Genomic DNA, 16,181 nt, shown 5'->3' with positions numbered 1-16,181 from the left:
CAGGCCGCCCTGGCCCGCGCTGCGACGCAGCGAGGTGAAGGAGGGCATGTGGCGACGATGGCCGACGTCGCGCGGCACGCCGGCGTGTCCGTGAAGACGGTCTCGAACGTGCTCAGCGGCTACCCCCACGTCCGCGAGACGACGCGAGAGCGCGTGCGCGCGTCCGTCGACGCCCTCGGCTACGAGATCAACGTGACCGCGAAGATCTTCCGGTCCGGGCGCAGCGGGGTGGTCGGGCTGTCGGTCCCCGAGCTCGGTCAGCCGTACTTCGGTGAGCTGGCCGACGAGATCCTCGCGGCCGCCCGGCGGCACGGGCTCCAGGTGCTCATCGAGCCGACCGGCTTCACCCGGGAAGGTGAGCTCGCTGCCCTGCGGGTGCCGCGCGGTGGGCTCGTCGACGGCCTGATCTTCAGCCCGGCGGCCCTCGTCCAGGCCGATGCGCACCTCCTCGACGACCTGGGCTACCCGCTCGTGCTGCTCGGGGAGCAGATGTTCTCCTCCAGCGTCGACCACGTCACCATGCGCAACATCGACGGCGCGCAGGCGGCCACCGACCTGCTCCTCGACGCCGGTCGACGACAGATCGCCGCGATCGGCATGCTGCACGCCGAGACGGCCGGATCGGCGTGGCTGCGCTACACCGGGTACAGCAAGGCGCTGGAGGCGCGGGGGATCGAGGTCGACACCCGCCTGCTCGGCTGGGCTGACGACGCCTGGCACCGGGGCAACGGCGCCCGCGCGATGGCGGACGTGCTCGACTCCGGGGTGCGCGTCGACGGCGTGGTCGCGTTCAACGACGCCCTGGCCATCGGCGCGATGTACGAGCTGCAGGCGCGCGGGCTGGCGATCCCGCAGGACGTCGGCGTCGTGGGCTTCGACGACATCGAGGACTCCCGGTACTCGGTGCCGACGCTCACCACCGTCGACCCCGGCCGGCGAGAGATCGCGAACGTCGCGGTCGACATCCTGCGTCGCCGCCTGCAGGAGCCGCAGCGCCCCGACGCCGAGCAGGGCTCGCCCGTCCTCTACCTGGCCGGCATGCGGCTCGTGGAGCGGGAGAGCACGCCGCGACGCCCCGGCTGACGCGACGGCCGGAGGCGACGATTGACACCTCCCACGGGCCTTGCGAAGGTGACGCCTCATGCCGATCTACACCGGTGTAGAAGCGATCCGGTCGTCCGCGACGCGACGGCCTCAGCCGACGACGACGAGAGGGGGAGCCGTGCAGCCGACCGCACAGCCCGCCATCGAGGACGACATCGCCACGTTCCGGTCGGACGCACGGGAGCATGCCCGCCGGCTGCCGCGCGCGCTGCCGCACCTGCCGCTCGGCACGGGCGAACGGGTGCGTCTGCCGCGGGACGCACCGGTCGCCGAGCTCATGGTCTACCGGCCGGCCGGGGGGCCGGACGTGCCGGGAGTGTTCGTCAACCTGCACGGCGGGGGCTTCGTGCGGGGCGACTGGCAGGACGACGACCCCTACTGCCGGTACCTCGCCGACGCGGCGGGATGCGTGGTCGTGAACGTCGACTACCTGCTGGCGCCCGAGCACAAGTTCCCGGCCGCGGTCCACCAGACCGCCGCGCTCCTGGCGTGGCTGATGGCAGACGCGCAGACGATCGGCGCCGACGGCTCCCGGATCGCCGTCGGCGGGCACAGCGCCGGAGGGAACCTGTCGGTCGCGGCCTGTCTCGTCGCCGGGCGCCACGGCACCCCTCAGGTGCGCGGCCTGATCGTCGACTACGCCCCGCTGGACCTGGCCACACCGCCCAGCGCGAAGCTCGCCGACGCCGGCTCGCCCGGTGCCGCCGAGCTCGCGAGCGTGGGCGCCCGCTTCAACGCCTGGTACCTGCCGACGCCGGAGGACGGCTCGGACGAGCTCGCCTCGCCGGTCCTGGCGGCGAACCTCGCCGGCCTGCCGCCGACCCTCGTGATCACCGCCGAGCACGACCTCCTGCGCGCCGAGGGCGATCTGTTCGCCGCGCGCCTGGGGGAGGCGGGCGTCGTCGTCGAGCACGTCGTCGTCCCCGGCAGCGGTCATGGCTTCACCCACGTCGGCCCCGAGGAGCACGCCGTCGCGGCATGGGCCCGCATGGCGGACTTCCTGCGACGCGTGCTGGCCGACGCGCGCGCGGGGGAGCGGCCGTGAGGGTGCGGGGCACGCACGTCTTCTCCATCGACGCGCTCCTGGGACCGGTCGTCGACGTCGGCCGGACGCCGACCGGCCACCGTCGCGTGATCCCGATCGTCGGGGGCACGGTGTCCGACGGGCTCGTCGGGGTCGTGCTGCCCGGCGGCGCCGACTGGAACCTCGAGCGTCCCGACGGCTCGGTGGAGCTGTGGGCGCGGTACGAGCTCCGGCTGGCCGACGGGGCGGTCGTCTCGGTGACGAACACGGCCGTCCATGCCGCCGACGCCCCGGCGCCGATCCTGACGTCGCCCCGGTTCGACGTCGGCGACGGCGGGCCGGTGCACCTGCGCACGGGGGTCTACGTCGGACTGCTCACGCCGCGTCTGGACGAGGGCAGGGTGCGGATCGAGGTCCACCTCGTCGGTGCGGACCTCTGACGCCGCAGGGAACGACTCCGATACTTGCGCTGCCTCACCCGAGCAGGTGGTGGGAGCGCGGCCACGAAGCGTGCGTTCGATATCGATATCGAACCAATTTACACCGGTGCAGATCACCCGTAAGAGTGGAAAAACGTTTCGAACGGGACGTCGAAACTACCGAAGCATCTCGGATCCTTGACCCGCTCGTCGGAACCGGTCGAGTGTGTGGCGCGCCGGCGATCAGCCGACGCATGCACCCCCAGGAGGATCAATGACGACCCCACGACTCAGGCACCGACGCGGACGGCTCGTCGCCGCCGTGAGCGGCCTCGCCGTCACCGCCCTCACCGTGGCGCTGGCAGTCCCGGCCGCGGCCGCGGGCAGCACCCTGCAGGCAGCGGCCACCGAGAGCGGTCGCTACTTCGGCACGGCCATCGCCGCGAACCGGCTGAGCGACGGCACGTACTCGAACATCGCGAACCGTGAGTTCAACATGATCACGGCCGAGAACGAGATGAAGATGGACGCCACCGAGCCGAACCAGAACCAGTTCAGCTACGGCAACGGCGCCGACCGGATCGTGTCCTGGGCGCGGCAGAACGGCAAGCAGGTGCGCGGCCACGCGCTCGCATGGCACTCCCAGCAGCCGGGCTGGATGCAGAACATGTCCGGCAGCGCGCTCCGCAACGCCATGCTGAACCACGTCACCCAGGTGGCCACGCACTTCAAGGGGCAGATCTACGCCTGGGACGTCGTGAACGAGGCGTTCGCCGACGGCTCGTCCGGCGGTCGTCGCGACTCCAACCTGCAGCGCACCGGCAACGACTGGATCGAGGCAGCGTTCCACGCCGCCCGCGCCGCCGACCCCGGCGCCAAGCTCTGCTACAACGACTACAACACCGACAACTGGAGCCACGCCAAGACGCAGGGCGTCTACAACATGGTCAAGGACTTCAAGTCCCGCGGCGTCCCGATCGACTGCGTCGGCTTCCAGGCGCACTTCAACTCCGGCAACCCCGTGCCGTCCAACTACGACGTGACCCTGCGCAACTTCGCCGCGCTCGGCGTGGACGTGCAGATCACCGAGCTCGACATCGAGGGCTCCGGCAGCTCCCAGGCCCAGCAGTACCAGGGAGTCGTCCAGGCCTGCCTGTCCGTCGCCCGCTGCACCGGCATCACCGTCTGGGGCGTGCGTGACTCGGACTCCTGGCGCGCCTCGGGCACGCCGCTGCTCTTCGACGGCTCCGGCAACAAGAAGGCCGCGTACACCAGCGTGCTCAACCAGCTGAACGCGGGCGGCACGACCACCCCGACGTCCAACCCGACCTCGAACCCGACGTCGAACCCGACCTCGTCGCCCTCGCCGACGACCACGACGCCCCCGCCCTCGGGCGGCAGCTGCACGGCGACGTACTCGGAGGGGCAGAAGTGGAACGACCGCTTCAACGGCACGGTCACCATCCGGGCGAACTCCAACATCAGCGGCTGGCAGTCCACCGTCACGGTGCGCAGCCCGCAGAAGATCATCGCGACGTGGAACGGGTCCGCGTCGTGGGACTCGTCCGGCAACGTGATGACCATGCGACCGAGCGGCAGCGGTGCGCTCTCGGCCGGTCAGACCACGTCGTTCGGTTTCACCGTCCAGCACGGTGGCAACTGGACGTGGCCCAGCGTCACGTGCTCGGCCTCCTGACGGTCTGAGACGACAGCGGAGCGGGCACGGCCTCCACCCGGGGGCCGTGCCCGCTCCGGCGTCAGCCGGTCGCCTCGTGCAGCAGGGCCTCCGCCGTGGTCGAGCCCGGCCTCGCGCCCGCGGCGGCCGCTCGCCGCGCGTGTCGCTGCAGGACCGCGTTCACCGGGGTCGGCACGCCGTGCAGCCGGCCCAGGAGCACGATCTCGCCGTTGAGGTGGTCGGCCTCGATCGACCCGGTGCCACGGACCAGCGACTGCCACGACGACCCGCCGGTGCGCTCCTGCCCGGGCAGACGGCTCATGGTGAAGTCGGCGCGCGCGGCGTCGTGCACGTCCTCGTCGAGCACGGCGACCCCGGCGGCCGCCAGGACCGCACGACCCTCGGCGTCGGCCCGGGCGGCCAGCTCGGCGCCCGCGTCGTCGCGCGCGGTGCCGCACAGCGCCTCGACCGCGTTCGCCAGGTTGGACAGCAGCTTGCGGTACTTCCACGCCATCACGTCGGCGGTCACGGGCGCGGAGAAGCCGGCGTCGGTGAGGTCGCGCGCGTAGGCGGTCACCAGGCCCGGGTCGGCGATCGGAGCGGCGGGCCCGACGGTGAGCATGCCCGGCACGGGGGTGCCGCCCGCGGAGACGCGACCGGGTTCGAGGAACGTGGCGGGCAGCCAGACGCACATCGCGACGACCGTGGCGAACCGGCGCAGCGCCGCCCGCTCGTTGTCCACGCCGTTCTGCGCGCAGACGACGGGGAGCCGCTCGGCGGCCGTCCCACCACCGGCCACGGGGCGGTCCGCCCAGGCCGTGAGCGCCGCGGCGGTGTCCTGGCTCTTGACGGCCAGCACCAGCACGTCGTCCGGCTGCAGGTCGACGTCCTGCGGTCCTGCGGCGGTCGGCGGGCGCACGCGCACGGTGCCGGCAGCCGTCGTGACCTCGAGCCCGTCGGTGCGCAGAGCCTCGAGCTGCGCTCCGCGGGCGACGAGGACGACGTCCTTCCCGGCGCTCGCCAGGAGCCCGCCGATGACCCCGCCGACGGCACCTGTCCCGATGATGATGTGTCGCACCGGGACACCGTCGCACGAAGTCAGGGCCGGTCGCCCGCGGGCTGCGTACGCCGGGGTCGAGTACGTCACACTGCCCATCGCTCGGACTCAGGGGACCCGATCGGGCCGCGTGCCTTAGTTTTGGCCCGTGACCGCACCTCTTTCCCCGAGCGACACCGCCACGAGTGCCACCAGCCCCGTGAGCCACGAGGTCCCCGAGCCGCTGCGCAACGACGTCCGCGTGCTCGGCGAGTTCCTCGGCCGGGTGCTGCGCGAGGCGGGCGGCGACGACCTGCTGGCCGACGTCGAGCACCTGCGCGAGCTCGCCATCCGGGCGCACAACGGTCCCGACGCCGGAGCGCTCGCCCAGGCCGAGGAGCTCGTCGCGGGCTTCAGCCTGGCCCGCGCCGAAGAGGTCGCACGGGCGTTCACGTGCTACTTCCACCTGGCCAACACCGCGGAGGAGTTCCACCGCGTGCGCGTCCTGCGGGACCGCGAGGCCAACCTCCTGCCGCACCACCTGGCACCGGACGACTCGCTGCCCTCGGCGGTCGCGCAGCTGGCCGACGAGGTGGGGGAGGACGTCGCGCGGCAGCGGCTCGCGGAGCTCGAGTTCCGGCCCGTGTTCACCGCTCACCCGACCGAGGCGCGTCGCCGGGCGGTGTCGAGCGCGATCCGCCGGATCGCGGAGCTCGTCGCGGAGCGCGACCTGCGCTACACGGGCGGGATGTCGCTGGCGGAGAACGACCGTCGGCTGCTGGGCGAGATCGACACGCTGTGGCGCACCGCCCCGCTCCGCGAGGCCAAGCCGTCGGTGCTCGACGAGGTCCGCACGGTGATCAACGTGTTCGAGGCGACGCTGGCCGAGGTGCTTCCGGCGGTCTACCGCCGCCTCGACGACTGGCTGCTGGCCGACGCCGCGGGCACGACGGCTCCTGCCGTGCGCTCGTTCGCGCGACTGGGGACCTGGATCGGCGGCGACCGCGACGGCAACCCGAACGTCACCGCCGAGATCACAGAGACCGCTGCGGCGATGGCCTCCGAGCACGCCCTGCTGGAGCTCGAGTCGTCGGCCCGCAAGACCGCCCACGGGCTCACCCTCGACGCCTCCGGGACGCCCGGCTCGGCCGAGCTGAGCGCGCTCTGGCAGCGCCAGCGCGGTCTGTCCGCGTCGCTGGCCACCCGGATCGCGGGTGACGCCCCGAACGAGCCGCACCGGCGGGTCGTCTACTTCCTGGCCGAGCGCATCGCCGCCACGCGGACGCGCAACGCCGACCTCGGGTACGGCGCGGCCTCGGAGCTGGAGGCCGACCTCGACGTCGTGCAGCGCTCCCTGGCGGAGGCGGGCGCGACGCGCGCGGCCTACGGGGACCTGCAGCGGCTCCTCTGGCAGGTGCAGACCTTCGGGTTCCACCTGGCCGAGCTCGAGGTGCGGCAGCACTCGCAGGTGCACGCCGGGGCGCTGGCGGACCTCGCGAAGAACGGTATCGACGGCACCCTGGAGCCGCGCACCGTCGAGGTCATCGACACGTTCCGCGCCATCGGCGCCGTGCAGCGCCGCTACGGGGTGCTCGCGGCCCGCCGCTACATCGTGTCGTTCACGCAGTCCGCCGAGCACCTCGCCGCGGTGTACCAGCTGGCCGAGATCGCGTTCGCGGGAGTCGATGCACCCGTCATCGACGCGATCCCGCTGTTCGAGACGTTCGCGGACCTCGAGGCGTCGGTCGACATCCTGGAGGGTGCGCTGGCCCTCCCGCAGGTGCAGCGCCGGCTGGCGGAGAACGGCCGTCGCGTCGAGGTCATGCTCGGCTACTCGGACTCGTCGAAGGACGTCGGGCCGGTCTCCGCCACGCTGACGCTGGACGCCGCGCAGCGCCGCATCACCGAGTGGGCGCGGCGCAACGACATCGTGCTGACGCTGTTCCACGGGCGCGGCGGTGCGCTGGGGCGCGGTGGCGGCCCCGCCAACCGTGCGCTGCTCGCGCAGCCGCCCGGGTCCGTCGACGGCCGGTTCAAGCTCACCGAGCAGGGCGAGGTCATCTTCGCCCGCTACGGCGACCCGGTGATCGCCGCCCGGCACATCGAGCAGGTCGCCGCGGCGACGCTCCTGGCCGGTGCGCCGTCCGTCGAGCGCCGCAACTCCGCGGCCACCGAACGGTTCACGTCGCTCGCCGCGCAGCTCGACGAGGCGTCCCGCACCCGGTTCCACGAGCTGGTGAAGGCCCCGGGCTTCCCGCAGTGGTTCGCCGAGGTCACCCCGCTGGAGGAGGTCGGTCTGCTGCCGATCGGCTCCCGGCCCGCGCGCCGTGGCCTGTCGGTCGAGTCGCTGGACGACCTGCGCGCGATCCCGTGGGTGTTCAGCTGGTCGCAGGCGCGGATCAACCTGGCCGGCTGGTACGGCCTGGGCACCGCGCTGGCGGCGACCGGAGACCTGGACGAGCTGCGCGAGGCGTACGCGCAGTGGCCCCTGTTCACCACGATGATCGACAACGTCGAGATGTCGCTGGCCAAGACCGACGAGCGCATCGCGGAGCGGTACCTGGCGCTCGGGGACCGCGACGACCTGGCGCAGCTCGTGCTCGAGGAGATGGCGCTGACCCGGCAGTGGGTGCTGGCCATCACGCAGAGCGAGGCGATCCTGTCCCGCCGCCGGATCCTCGGCCGGGCCGTCCAGCTGCGCAGCCCGTACGTCGACGCCCTGTCGCTGCTCCAGCTGCGCGCCCTGCGCGGCCTGCGCACGGGCGACGCCCCCGAGCAGGCGGACGACCTGCGCAGGCTCCTGCTGCTCACCGTCAACGGCGTGGCCGCGGGCCTGCAGAACACGGGCTGACCGGCGCCGTCCCCGGACCGTGGTCGACGGAAGGACCCGGCCTCGCGCCGGGTCCTTCCGGCGTCTACGGCCCGGTCGGCCCGAACCGTTCGGTGCGGATGCGCTCCGGGTCGTGGCCCAGGTCGACCAGCGTGTCGGCCACCGACTCCACGAACGGGGTCGGCCCGCACACGTACACGTGCGCGCGCTCGTCGGGCGGGAAGGAGGCGGCCGCCAGCAGGGCCGCGTCGATCCGGCCGACCCGTCCGGTCCAGCCGTCCGGTCCCTGGCGGGTCCACACGCGCGTGATCTCGACGTCGCCGCCCAGCGCCTCGAGCTCGTCGGCGTAGATCGCGTCCGTCGGGGTGCGGACGGAGACGACGAGGCGGAACGGGGCGCGGCTGCGGGCCAGCCGTCGCGTGCGCAGCATCGACATGAGCGGCACCAGGCCGGACCCGCCGCCGATGAGCTGCACGGGGTGCGGGTCGGCAGGCTGCCAGACGAACCAGTGCCCGACGGGTCCGCGGAGCTCGATCTCGTCGCCCACCTGCAGGTCCTCGGTCAGGTACGGGGACACCTCACCGTCGTCGACCACCTGCACGGTGAGCGCGATCCGGCTGTCGTGCGCAGCCGGGTCGGGCGGGACGCCGGGCAGCCCCATCGTGCCGGGGGAGGCCAGGGAGTAGGAGCGCTGCGTGGAGTAGCCGTCCTCGGCGGTCAGGCGGACGTCGACGTGCTGGCCGGCCAGCGCGCCGCGCCAGCCGGGCACGTCGAGCTCCAGGGTGATCGCGGTGGGCGTCTCGGCGGTGCGGGAGACGAGKGTGCCGACCATCCACGGCAGTGCATAGAGGGAGCCGGCAGGTGAGTCAGTCACCCCAGTACCGCTGTTCCTTCCACGGGTCCCCGTACGCGTGGTACCCGAGCCGCTCCCAGAACCCCCACGTGTCCTCGGTCATCAGGTCGAGGCTGCGGACCCACTTGGCGGACTTCCAGAAGTACAGGTGCGGGACGAGCAGCCGGGCGGGCCCGCCGTGCTCGGGGGGCAGCGGCGCGCCGTCGTACTGGTACGCGATCCAGGCCTTGCCGCCGCGCAGGTCCGCCAGCGGGAGGTTCGTCGTGTAGCCGCCGTCGCAGTGCGCCATCACGTACTGCTCCTCGGGCGCCACCTCGACGCCGTCGAGCAACGTGTCCAGCGAGATGCCGCGCCACGCGGAGTCGAGCTTGCTCCACTTGGTCACGCAGTGGATGTCCTTGACGATGTCGTCGTGGGGCAGGTGCGTCAGCTCCGACCACGTCCAGGTCGCGCGCTGCGCTCCGCCGGCGGTGATCGAGAACGTCCACGTGGAGAGGTCGGCGCGCGGAGTCGGGCCTGCGGACAGCACGGGGAACCCGCGCTCGAGGTACTGGCCGGGCGGGATCCGGGGGTCGACCTCACGCTTGCCGCGGAACCCGCGGGAGATGATCGCCATCAGGACGCCGTGCGGTTCGACATGCTCACTCCCGGGTGTCGGAGACGCTCCGGATCATCATGCGGCCGGGCCCGGCGGGAACGCCAGAGGCCGGCCCGACGAATCGGACCGGCCTCTGACCTGTGCTTTCGGTTGCTCAGCCGCGCGAGTAGACGACGCGCGGACCGCCGGAGGTCGATGCACCGGACCCGCCGTTGCCGCGACCGCTGCCGCCACGACGGCGACGCTGGCCGGAGCCGGCAGCCGGAGCGGCCGCTGCGGGGGCACCACCGCGGCCACGTCCGCGGCCACGTCCGCCGCCACCACCGCCGCCACCGCTGGTGGGCTGAGCGGGCGGGGCCACGTACTTCACCGGCGCGGCGACCTCGCCGACGAGGCGCGTGAGCGTCGCGTCGCCGGGGAAGACGGGCTTCGGCGTCGCCGTGATCTTCGCGGCCCGCGTGAGCTGGYGGACGTCGCCGCGCTGCTCGGGCAGGACGATCGTGACGACGTCGCCGCCCGACCCGGCACGCGCGGTGCGGCCGGAGCGGTGCAGGTACGCCTTGTGCTCGGCCGGCGGGTCGACGTGCACGACGAGCTCGATGTCGTCGACGTGGATGCCGCGCGCGGCGATGTCGGTGGCCACCAGCACGCGGACGGCACCGGACGAGAACGCCTCGAGGTTCCGCTCGCGGGCACCCTGCGCCAGGTTGCCGTGCAGGTCCACGGCGGGGATGCCGTCCATGGTCAGCTGCTTGGCCAGCTTCTTGGCCTGGTGCTTGGTCCGCATGAACAGGACGCGGCGGCCGGTGCCGGAGGCGAGGTGGTGGACGACCTGCTTCTTGGCGTCGGCGTCGCGCACCTCGAACAGGTGGTGCGTCATGGCGGCGACCGGGGACTCGGCGCTGTCCACGGAGTGCTCGACCGGCGAGGTCAGGTACCGCTTGACCAGCTGGTCGACGCCCTTGTCCAGGGTGGCCGAGAAGAGCAGGCGCTGGCCGTTCTTCGGCGTCTTGTCCATGATCCGCTTGACGCCGGGCAAGAAGCCGAGGTCGGCCATGTGGTCGGCCTCGTCGAGCACGGTGATCTGCACGTCGTCGAGCGTGAGGGCCTTCTGGTTCAGCAGGTCCTCGAGGCGGCCCGGGCAGGCGATGACGATGTCGATGCCGCCGTTGAGCGCGGAGGTCTGCTTGCCCTGCGACACGCCGCCGAAGATCACGGTGGTGTTCAGGCCGAGCACCTTGGCCAGCGGCGCGATGGTGGCGTCGATCTGCGAGGCGAGCTCACGCGTCGGTGCCAGCACCAGCGCGCGGGGGCGGCGGGGGGCCTTGCCCTTGCCGGCCGTGGCGGCGAGCCGCACGACGAGCGGCAGGGCGAACGCGAGGGTCTTGCCGGAGCCCGTGCGGCCACGGCCGAGGACGTCACGGCCGGCCAGCGAGTCGGGCAGCGTGGCGGTCTGGATGGGGAAGGGGGCGGTGATGCCCTGCGCGGTCAGCGCTGCCGTGAGGGCAGCGGGCACGCCAAGATCGGTGAACGACGTCATAAAGAGAGAGCCTCTCGGGGCTTGGTCGGGGTCCGCCGCCAGAGCAACCAGAGCGGGTGCTCCGGGGGACCTCCACGACGCGGGGCGCGCAGGTTCGCGCAGCCCTTGGTGTGCTTACCCTCTCACACGGGATGCCGACAGCGGGCTCGCGGTGGTGAGCGTCACAGGGGACGATCGGTGGCAGACGCCCGCCTGACGAGGAGGAACGCCCCCGCATGACCGCTGCTGTGATCGCCTCCGCGCACGACCTGGTGAAGGTCTACGGTGCGGGCGCGACGTCCGTCCGGGCCCTCGACGGGGTCGACGTCGAGCTCGTCCGCGGGGAGCTCACCGCGATCATGGGACCGTCCGGCTCGGGCAAGTCGACGCTCATGCACTGCCTGGCGGGGCTCGACCGTCCGACGTCCGGGAGCGTGGTGGTCGACGGCCAGACGGTGAGCAGCATGTCCGAGAGGCGGCTCACCGCGCTGCGCCGGACGAGGATCGGCTTCGTCTTCCAGGCGTACAACCTGGTGCCCACGCTGACGGCGCTGGAGAACATCACGCTCCCGCTCGACATCGCCCGGCGGCCCGTCGACCGCGCCCACCTCGACCTCGTCGTTGAGACGCTCGGGCTGACCGACCGGCTCGGGCACAAGCCGAGCGAGCTGTCCGGGGGGCAGCAGCAGCGGGTCGCGTGCGCGCGGGCGCTCGTGGCGCGGCCGGCCGTGGTGTTCGCCGACGAGCCCACCGGCAACCTCGACAGCACGTCCGCGGCGGAGGTGCTCGGGTTCCTGCGCGGCAGCGTCGACGACCTCGGGCAGTCCGTCGTGATGGTCACGCACGACCCCACGTCGGCGAGCTACGCCCACCGGGTGCTGTTCCTGGCGGACGGGCGTGTGGTGGGCGAGGTGCGCGACCCCACGGCGGAGAGCGTGCTCTCTGCACTCACGGTGCTCACGGCCCGTCCCACCGCCGTCTGATGGTCCGCGTCGCACTGCGCGGGGTGCGGGCGCACCTCGTCCGGTTCTGCCTCTCGGTGCTCGCCGTGGCGCTCGGTGTCGCGTTCGTCGCGGGGACGTTCGCGCTGCGCACCATGCTCAGCTCCACGTTCACGGACATCGTCGCGACGACGACCCTGGGTGACGCCTACGTGCGCGGCTCCGAGCCCGCCGGGGGCACGGGCGGGCCGGACCGGATCACCCCGGAGGTGCGCAACCCGGTGCCGCTGACCCTCGTGGACGAGCTCGAGCAGGTCGACGGGGTGGCCGCGGTCCTTCCCGACGTGCAGGGACCGCTCGTCCTGGTCGGCGCCGACGGCACCGCGGTGCAGAGCACGCAGGCCCCGAGCTTCGCGTTCTCCTACGACCCGCGGGACCCGGCGGTGCACGTGGTGGCCGGGCGGGCCCCGGCCGCGGGCGACGAGATCGCGGTCGAGTCCGCGTCGCTCGCCGCGTCGGGACTGGTGGTCGGCGACGCGACGAGCGTCGTGGTGGGCGGTGAGGTCCTCCCCGTCACGGTCGTGGGCGAGATCGGTCTCGGTGCGGCGCTGGCCGGTGCGACCGTGGTCTTCCTCGACCCGGCGACCGCCGAGGCCGTGTTCGCGCCGGACGGCACGGTCGCCACGATCTCCGTGCTGGCGGACGACGGGCTGACCGAGCAGCAGCTGGTCGACCGGCTGACCCCCGTCCTGGCGTCCAGCGGCACTCCGGCGGAGGCGGTCACCGGGGACGAGGTGCGGGAGCAGTCCACCGCGAACATCCTCACGGTGCTCGGGTTCATCACGACGTTCCTGCTCGTGTTCGCGGGCGTCTCGCTGTTCGTCGGCGGCTTCATCATCGCCAACACGTTCTCCATGTGGGTCCGGCAGCGGACGCGCGAGCTGGCCCTCCTGCGCGCGGTCGGCGCGTCCCCGCTGCAGGTGTTCACCTCGATCGTGCTGCAGGCCGCGATCGTCGGCGTGGTCGGTGCGGTCCTCGGCGTCGCGGGCGGGCTCGGTCTCGTCGTCGTGCTGCGCGAGGTGCTCGGCAGGTTCGGCATGGAGCTCACCGGCCGGGTGCCGCTGGACGGCTTCACCCTGATGGTGTCCGTGCTCGTGGGCACCCTGGTGAGCGTGCTGGCCGCGGCCCTGCCGGCCCGTCGCGCGGCGCTGGTCCCACCGGTGGAGGCGTTGCGCGACGAGGTCACGCTGCCGGAGCGTTCCCTGAGCCGGCGCGCGGTCGTGGGGATCGTGCTGGTGGCGCTGGGGGTCGCCGCGGTGGTCCTCGCGCTGCTCGACCCGACGGCGGACCACGCGGGAGCGATGCTCGGGATCGGTGCGGGCGCCGTGGTTCTCGGCGTGCTCGCCGCGTCGCCGGTGCTGGCGCGGGGGTTCCTGCGAGTAGCCGCCCTCCCGTTCGCCGGCTGGCGTCCCGTGGGTCCGCTCGCGCGCGGCAACGTCACCCGCAACCCCCGGCGCACCGCGAACACGGCGGGGGCCCTCATGGTCGGGATGGCCCTCGTCGGCGCTGCCGCCGTGATCGCGGCGACCACCCAGGCGTCGACCAGCGCCATCGTCACGCAGGAGGCGACCACCGACTACATCCTGCGCGGCGCCGCCCAGGGCACCGTGCCGGAGCAGGCGGTGGTCGACGTCCGGGCGCTGCCCGACGTGCAGGCGGCCGACACGTTCGCGACCGCCAGCGTGCTGGTGGACGACACCCCGTTCGCGGTGACCGGCATCGACCCGACGGCCGTCGGGCGCAGCATCCGGACCGACGTGGTCGAGGGCGACTTCCCCGCCGCGCTCGCAGCCGGTGAGGTCGCCGTGCAACGGACCACGATGGACGACGAGGACTGGTCGCTCGGCCAGGAGCTCGAGCTCGTCGGTTCGTCGGGCGCCACGACGCTCACGATCGGCGCGGTCATCGACTCGCCCGCGTTCGGCGTGCCGTTCGTCGTGTCGCAGGAGGTGCTCGACCCGCTGTTCCCGCCCGACGAGCAGCGGGTGACCACGGTCTTCGTCACGGCGGTGGACGGGGCGGACGTGGAGGCGCTGCGCGACGAGCTCACCGCGGCCGTCCGCCCGTACGTCGTCGTCTCCGTCATGGACAGCGAGGAGTTCGTCTCGGACCTCGCCGCGCAGGTGGACCGCGTGCTCGTGATCCTCTACGCCCTGCTGGGGCTGTCGGTCGTCATTGCGGTGCTCGGCATCGTGAACACGCTCGCGCTGTCCGTCATCGAGCGCACCCGTGAGATCGGGCTGCTGCGCGCGGTCGGCCTGGGCCGCCTCCAGCTGGGCAGCACGATCACGCTGGAGTCGGTGCTCACCGCGGTGTTCGGCACCACCGTCGGGCTGGTCATGGGGGTCGCGCTCGCCGCGACGCTGCCCACGGTGTTCGCGGACGTGGGACTGCGGACGCTCGCGGTCCCCTGGGCGAGCCTCGCGCTCATGCTGGCGCTCGCCGTGGTGGTCGGGGTGGTGGCCGCGCTCTGGCCGGCCGTCCGCGCCGCGCGACTGCCCGTGCTCGAGGCGGTGAGCACCGAGTAGGCGACGGGCGGTCGATGTGCACGCCCGTGGTGACCTCGGCCGATACCCTCGGAGGGTGAGCGACACGGGGTACGGCGACTTCGAGTTCGAGCGTCGCTTCTGGGCGCGCGACGTGCCCGGCGACCTGCTCGACGCGTCCCCGGCTCTCATCGTGCAGAGCTACGTCCTGGCCGACGCCGGGTTCGCCGTCCGCGTCCGGGTGCAGGCGACCGTCGAGGGGCTGGTCCTGGACCGTGGCCTGGACGAGCTGGCGATCCTCGACCGGTACGCCGACCAGATGGACTTCTGCGCCATCACCGTGAAGGGCCCGATGAACGAGGGCACCCGTTACGAGGCGGAGCGCGAGCTCGACGTCTCCGTCGGGATCGAGCTGGTCCGCCGGGGCGGCGCCCGCGTGGCCAAGACCCGCCACTCGGTGTGGCTGGGCGACGACGGCTGGGTGGTGGACACGTTCACGGGCGGCAACGCGCCGCTGATGATCGCCGAGGTGGAGCGCGGCGGCCCGGTCACGGACCTGACCATCCCCGACTTCTGCATCACCGAGGTGACCTCGGACCCGCGGTTCTCCAACGACGCGCTCGCCGGGGCGCCGTACGGCACGTGGGCGGCCGCGTACGTCGCCGAGCTCGCCGCCGACGGCCCGCGGTTCCTGCAGAGCCTCGGCCACAACCACCGCACGGGCGACCCCTCGGACTAGCGCATCCAGCGGCGGTGCCCGCGTCGGGACACCCGGCGCAGGGGCTTCTCGGCCGCGTGCCGTGCCGCCTCCCCGGCGCGCTGCTCCAGCGCGTGCAGGCGGCCGTAGGTGAACGTGCTCTCCCCGTCGAGGTCGGCCTGGTGGGCGAGGCGCCGCAGCGTCTCCTGCCGGGTCACGGCGTCGTGTTGCGTCCCGAGCACCTCCTGCACGCGGTGCGCCCGCCGGGCGCTGCGCCGTGCGGGCGCGCCGACGGCTGCCACCGCGACCTCGCTGGCGTACCGGGCGCGCCGCGCCGCCTTGCGGACCTCGTGCAGCGCCTCGTCGCGGTCCACCCCGGGAGCGGCCGCCGCGGAGGCCTCCAGGGCGCGGTCGAGGCGGTCCCACGCGCGACGAGCGCGGCGGGGGAGGACCTCGGCGGCCGAGCGGGAGGCGCGGGCACCGGCCGGCAGGTCCTGCGCGAGGCTCGCGACGAGCTCGGCGAAGCGTGCCGACGCCAGCCACGCGTCCACGCGGTCCTGTGCCTGGAGGCGGGCCGCGGACCGGTCCTCGTCGATCCGCCGCTCGACCGGGCCGACGACGAGCGCGGGGTCCTCGTGCGCGAGCCTGCGTCGCAGCGCGTGGCCCTCGACGTAGGCGTCACGGGCGGCGCCGAGCACGTGGCCGAGGTCMGCCAGCTCGTCGCTCACCGGGTCCGAGACGGAGCGGTCCAGCACCGGGCGGTACACCGACAGCGCCGCGCGCAGCCGCCGGGTGGCCACCCGGGCGTCGTGCACGGCGTCGTCGTCGCCGTCCCGGACACCGGGGACGGCGGCGAGCAGCCGCTCGACCTGGGCCGTGACGTACGCCTGCACGACCTCCACGGCGGATCCCATCTGTCGAGCCTGGCACGCTCCCCGC

13 protein-coding genes are annotated in these 16,181 nt (G+C 73.3%); 8 read left to right on the top strand and 5 right to left on the bottom strand.

The window, feature by feature from the left end; translation table 11 throughout:
* Positions 1–57: 57 nt before the first annotated feature.
* The 4 genes from ACXJKF_RS17950 (at position 58) to ACXJKF_RS17935 (ending at position 4,243) form a co-directional block, all read left to right on the top strand.
* Positions 58–1,083 (top strand): LacI family DNA-binding transcriptional regulator, encoded by a 1,026-nt coding sequence (locus ACXJKF_RS17950; RefSeq protein ID WP_456789094.1) that lies wholly within the window; start codon positions 58–60, stop codon positions 1,081–1,083.
* Between the two features lie 139 nt (positions 1,084–1,222).
* Positions 1,223–2,149: an alpha/beta hydrolase gene (locus tag ACXJKF_RS17945; RefSeq protein WP_456789081.1), complete on the top strand. Its 927-nt coding sequence runs from the start codon at positions 1,223–1,225 to the stop codon at positions 2,147–2,149.
* Entirely contained in the window at positions 2,146–2,568 is a 423-nt protein-coding gene (locus ACXJKF_RS17940) for a DUF3237 family protein (protein WP_456789080.1), read from the top strand. The genes ACXJKF_RS17945 and ACXJKF_RS17940 overlap by 4 nt, the downstream gene beginning before the upstream one ends.
* Before the next feature lie 253 nt (positions 2,569–2,821).
* Positions 2,822–4,243, top strand: coding sequence for an endo-1,4-beta-xylanase (locus tag ACXJKF_RS17935; RefSeq protein ID WP_456789079.1), 1,422 nt, complete (start codon positions 2,822–2,824; stop codon positions 4,241–4,243).
* Between the two features lie 61 nt (positions 4,244–4,304).
* On the opposite strand, the gene ACXJKF_RS17930 is transcribed toward ACXJKF_RS17935, so the two are convergent.
* Positions 4,305–5,300 (bottom strand): ketopantoate reductase family protein, encoded by a 996-nt coding sequence (locus ACXJKF_RS17930; RefSeq protein ID WP_456789078.1) that lies wholly within the window; start codon positions 5,298–5,300, stop codon positions 4,305–4,307.
* A gap of 127 nt (positions 5,301–5,427) precedes the next feature.
* On the opposite strand from ACXJKF_RS17930, the gene ACXJKF_RS17925 reads away from it, so the two are divergent.
* Positions 5,428–8,109, top strand: a complete 2,682-nt coding sequence (locus ACXJKF_RS17925; RefSeq protein WP_456789077.1) for a phosphoenolpyruvate carboxylase — start codon at positions 5,428–5,430, stop codon at positions 8,107–8,109.
* A gap of 64 nt (positions 8,110–8,173) precedes the next feature.
* Here ACXJKF_RS17925 and ACXJKF_RS17920 read toward each other — a convergent pair whose 3' ends face one another.
* The 3 genes from ACXJKF_RS17920 to ACXJKF_RS17910 form a co-directional block, all read right to left on the bottom strand.
* Positions 8,174–8,920 carry a ferredoxin reductase gene (locus ACXJKF_RS17920; RefSeq protein ID WP_456789076.1) on the bottom strand — a complete coding sequence of 249 codons (747 nt, stop codon included), beginning with the start codon at positions 8,918–8,920 and terminating at the stop codon, positions 8,174–8,176.
* Between the two features lie 34 nt (positions 8,921–8,954).
* Positions 8,955–9,557 (bottom strand): sulfite oxidase-like oxidoreductase, encoded by a 603-nt coding sequence (locus ACXJKF_RS17915; protein WP_456789075.1) that lies wholly within the window; start codon positions 9,555–9,557, stop codon positions 8,955–8,957.
* 136 nt (positions 9,558–9,693) lie between these two features.
* The gene (locus ACXJKF_RS17910) at positions 9,694–11,079 is read right to left on the bottom strand and encodes a DEAD/DEAH box helicase (RefSeq protein ID WP_456789074.1); all 1,386 of its coding nucleotides are present in this window, start codon (positions 11,077–11,079) and stop codon (positions 9,694–9,696) included.
* A 215-nt stretch (positions 11,080–11,294) separates the two neighbouring features.
* Here ACXJKF_RS17910 and ACXJKF_RS17905 point away from each other — a divergent pair, with 215 nt between their 5' ends.
* The 3 genes from ACXJKF_RS17905 to ACXJKF_RS17895 are packed head-to-tail and all read left to right on the top strand — an operon-like array spanning position 11,295 to position 15,284.
* Positions 11,295–12,041: an ABC transporter ATP-binding protein gene (locus tag ACXJKF_RS17905; protein ID WP_456789073.1), complete on the top strand. Its 747-nt coding sequence runs from the start codon at positions 11,295–11,297 to the stop codon at positions 12,039–12,041.
* Positions 12,041–14,587: an ABC transporter permease gene (locus ACXJKF_RS17900; protein WP_456789072.1), complete on the top strand. Its 2,547-nt coding sequence runs from the start codon at positions 12,041–12,043 to the stop codon at positions 14,585–14,587. The genes ACXJKF_RS17905 and ACXJKF_RS17900 overlap by 1 nt, the downstream gene beginning before the upstream one ends.
* 55 nt (positions 14,588–14,642) lie before the next feature.
* Entirely contained in the window at positions 14,643–15,284 is a 642-nt protein-coding gene (locus tag ACXJKF_RS17895; protein ID WP_456789071.1) for a hypothetical protein, read from the top strand.
* Here ACXJKF_RS17895 and ACXJKF_RS17890 read toward each other — a convergent pair.
* Complete coding sequence (locus ACXJKF_RS17890) at positions 15,281–16,156, bottom strand: CHAD domain-containing protein (protein ID WP_456789070.1); 876 nt, start codon at positions 16,154–16,156, stop codon at positions 15,281–15,283. The genes ACXJKF_RS17895 and ACXJKF_RS17890 overlap by 4 nt on opposite strands.
* Positions 16,157–16,181 lie beyond the last annotated feature (25 nt).

The organism is Cellulomonas sp. P5_C5 (assembly GCF_054049655.1).
Note: the sequence above shows the minus strand (reverse complement) of the source record. Positions and strands in the feature narration are given on the sequence as shown.

Coding starts and splice junctions, on each gene's coding strand:
- ACXJKF_RS17900 (WP_456789072.1), top strand. CDS start 12,041: ATGGTCCGCGTCGCACTGCGCGGGGTGCGGGCGCACCTCGTCCGGTTC.
- ACXJKF_RS17935 (WP_456789079.1), top strand. CDS start 2,822: ATGACGACCCCACGACTCAGGCACCGACGCGGACGGCTCGTCGCCGCC.
- ACXJKF_RS17950 (WP_456789094.1), top strand. CDS start 58: ATGGCCGACGTCGCGCGGCACGCCGGCGTGTCCGTGAAGACGGTCTCG.
- ACXJKF_RS17915 (WP_456789075.1), bottom strand. CDS start 9,557: ATGGCGATCATCTCCCGCGGGTTCCGCGGCAAGCGTGAGGTCGACCCC.
- ACXJKF_RS17905 (WP_456789073.1), top strand. CDS start 11,295: ATGACCGCTGCTGTGATCGCCTCCGCGCACGACCTGGTGAAGGTCTAC.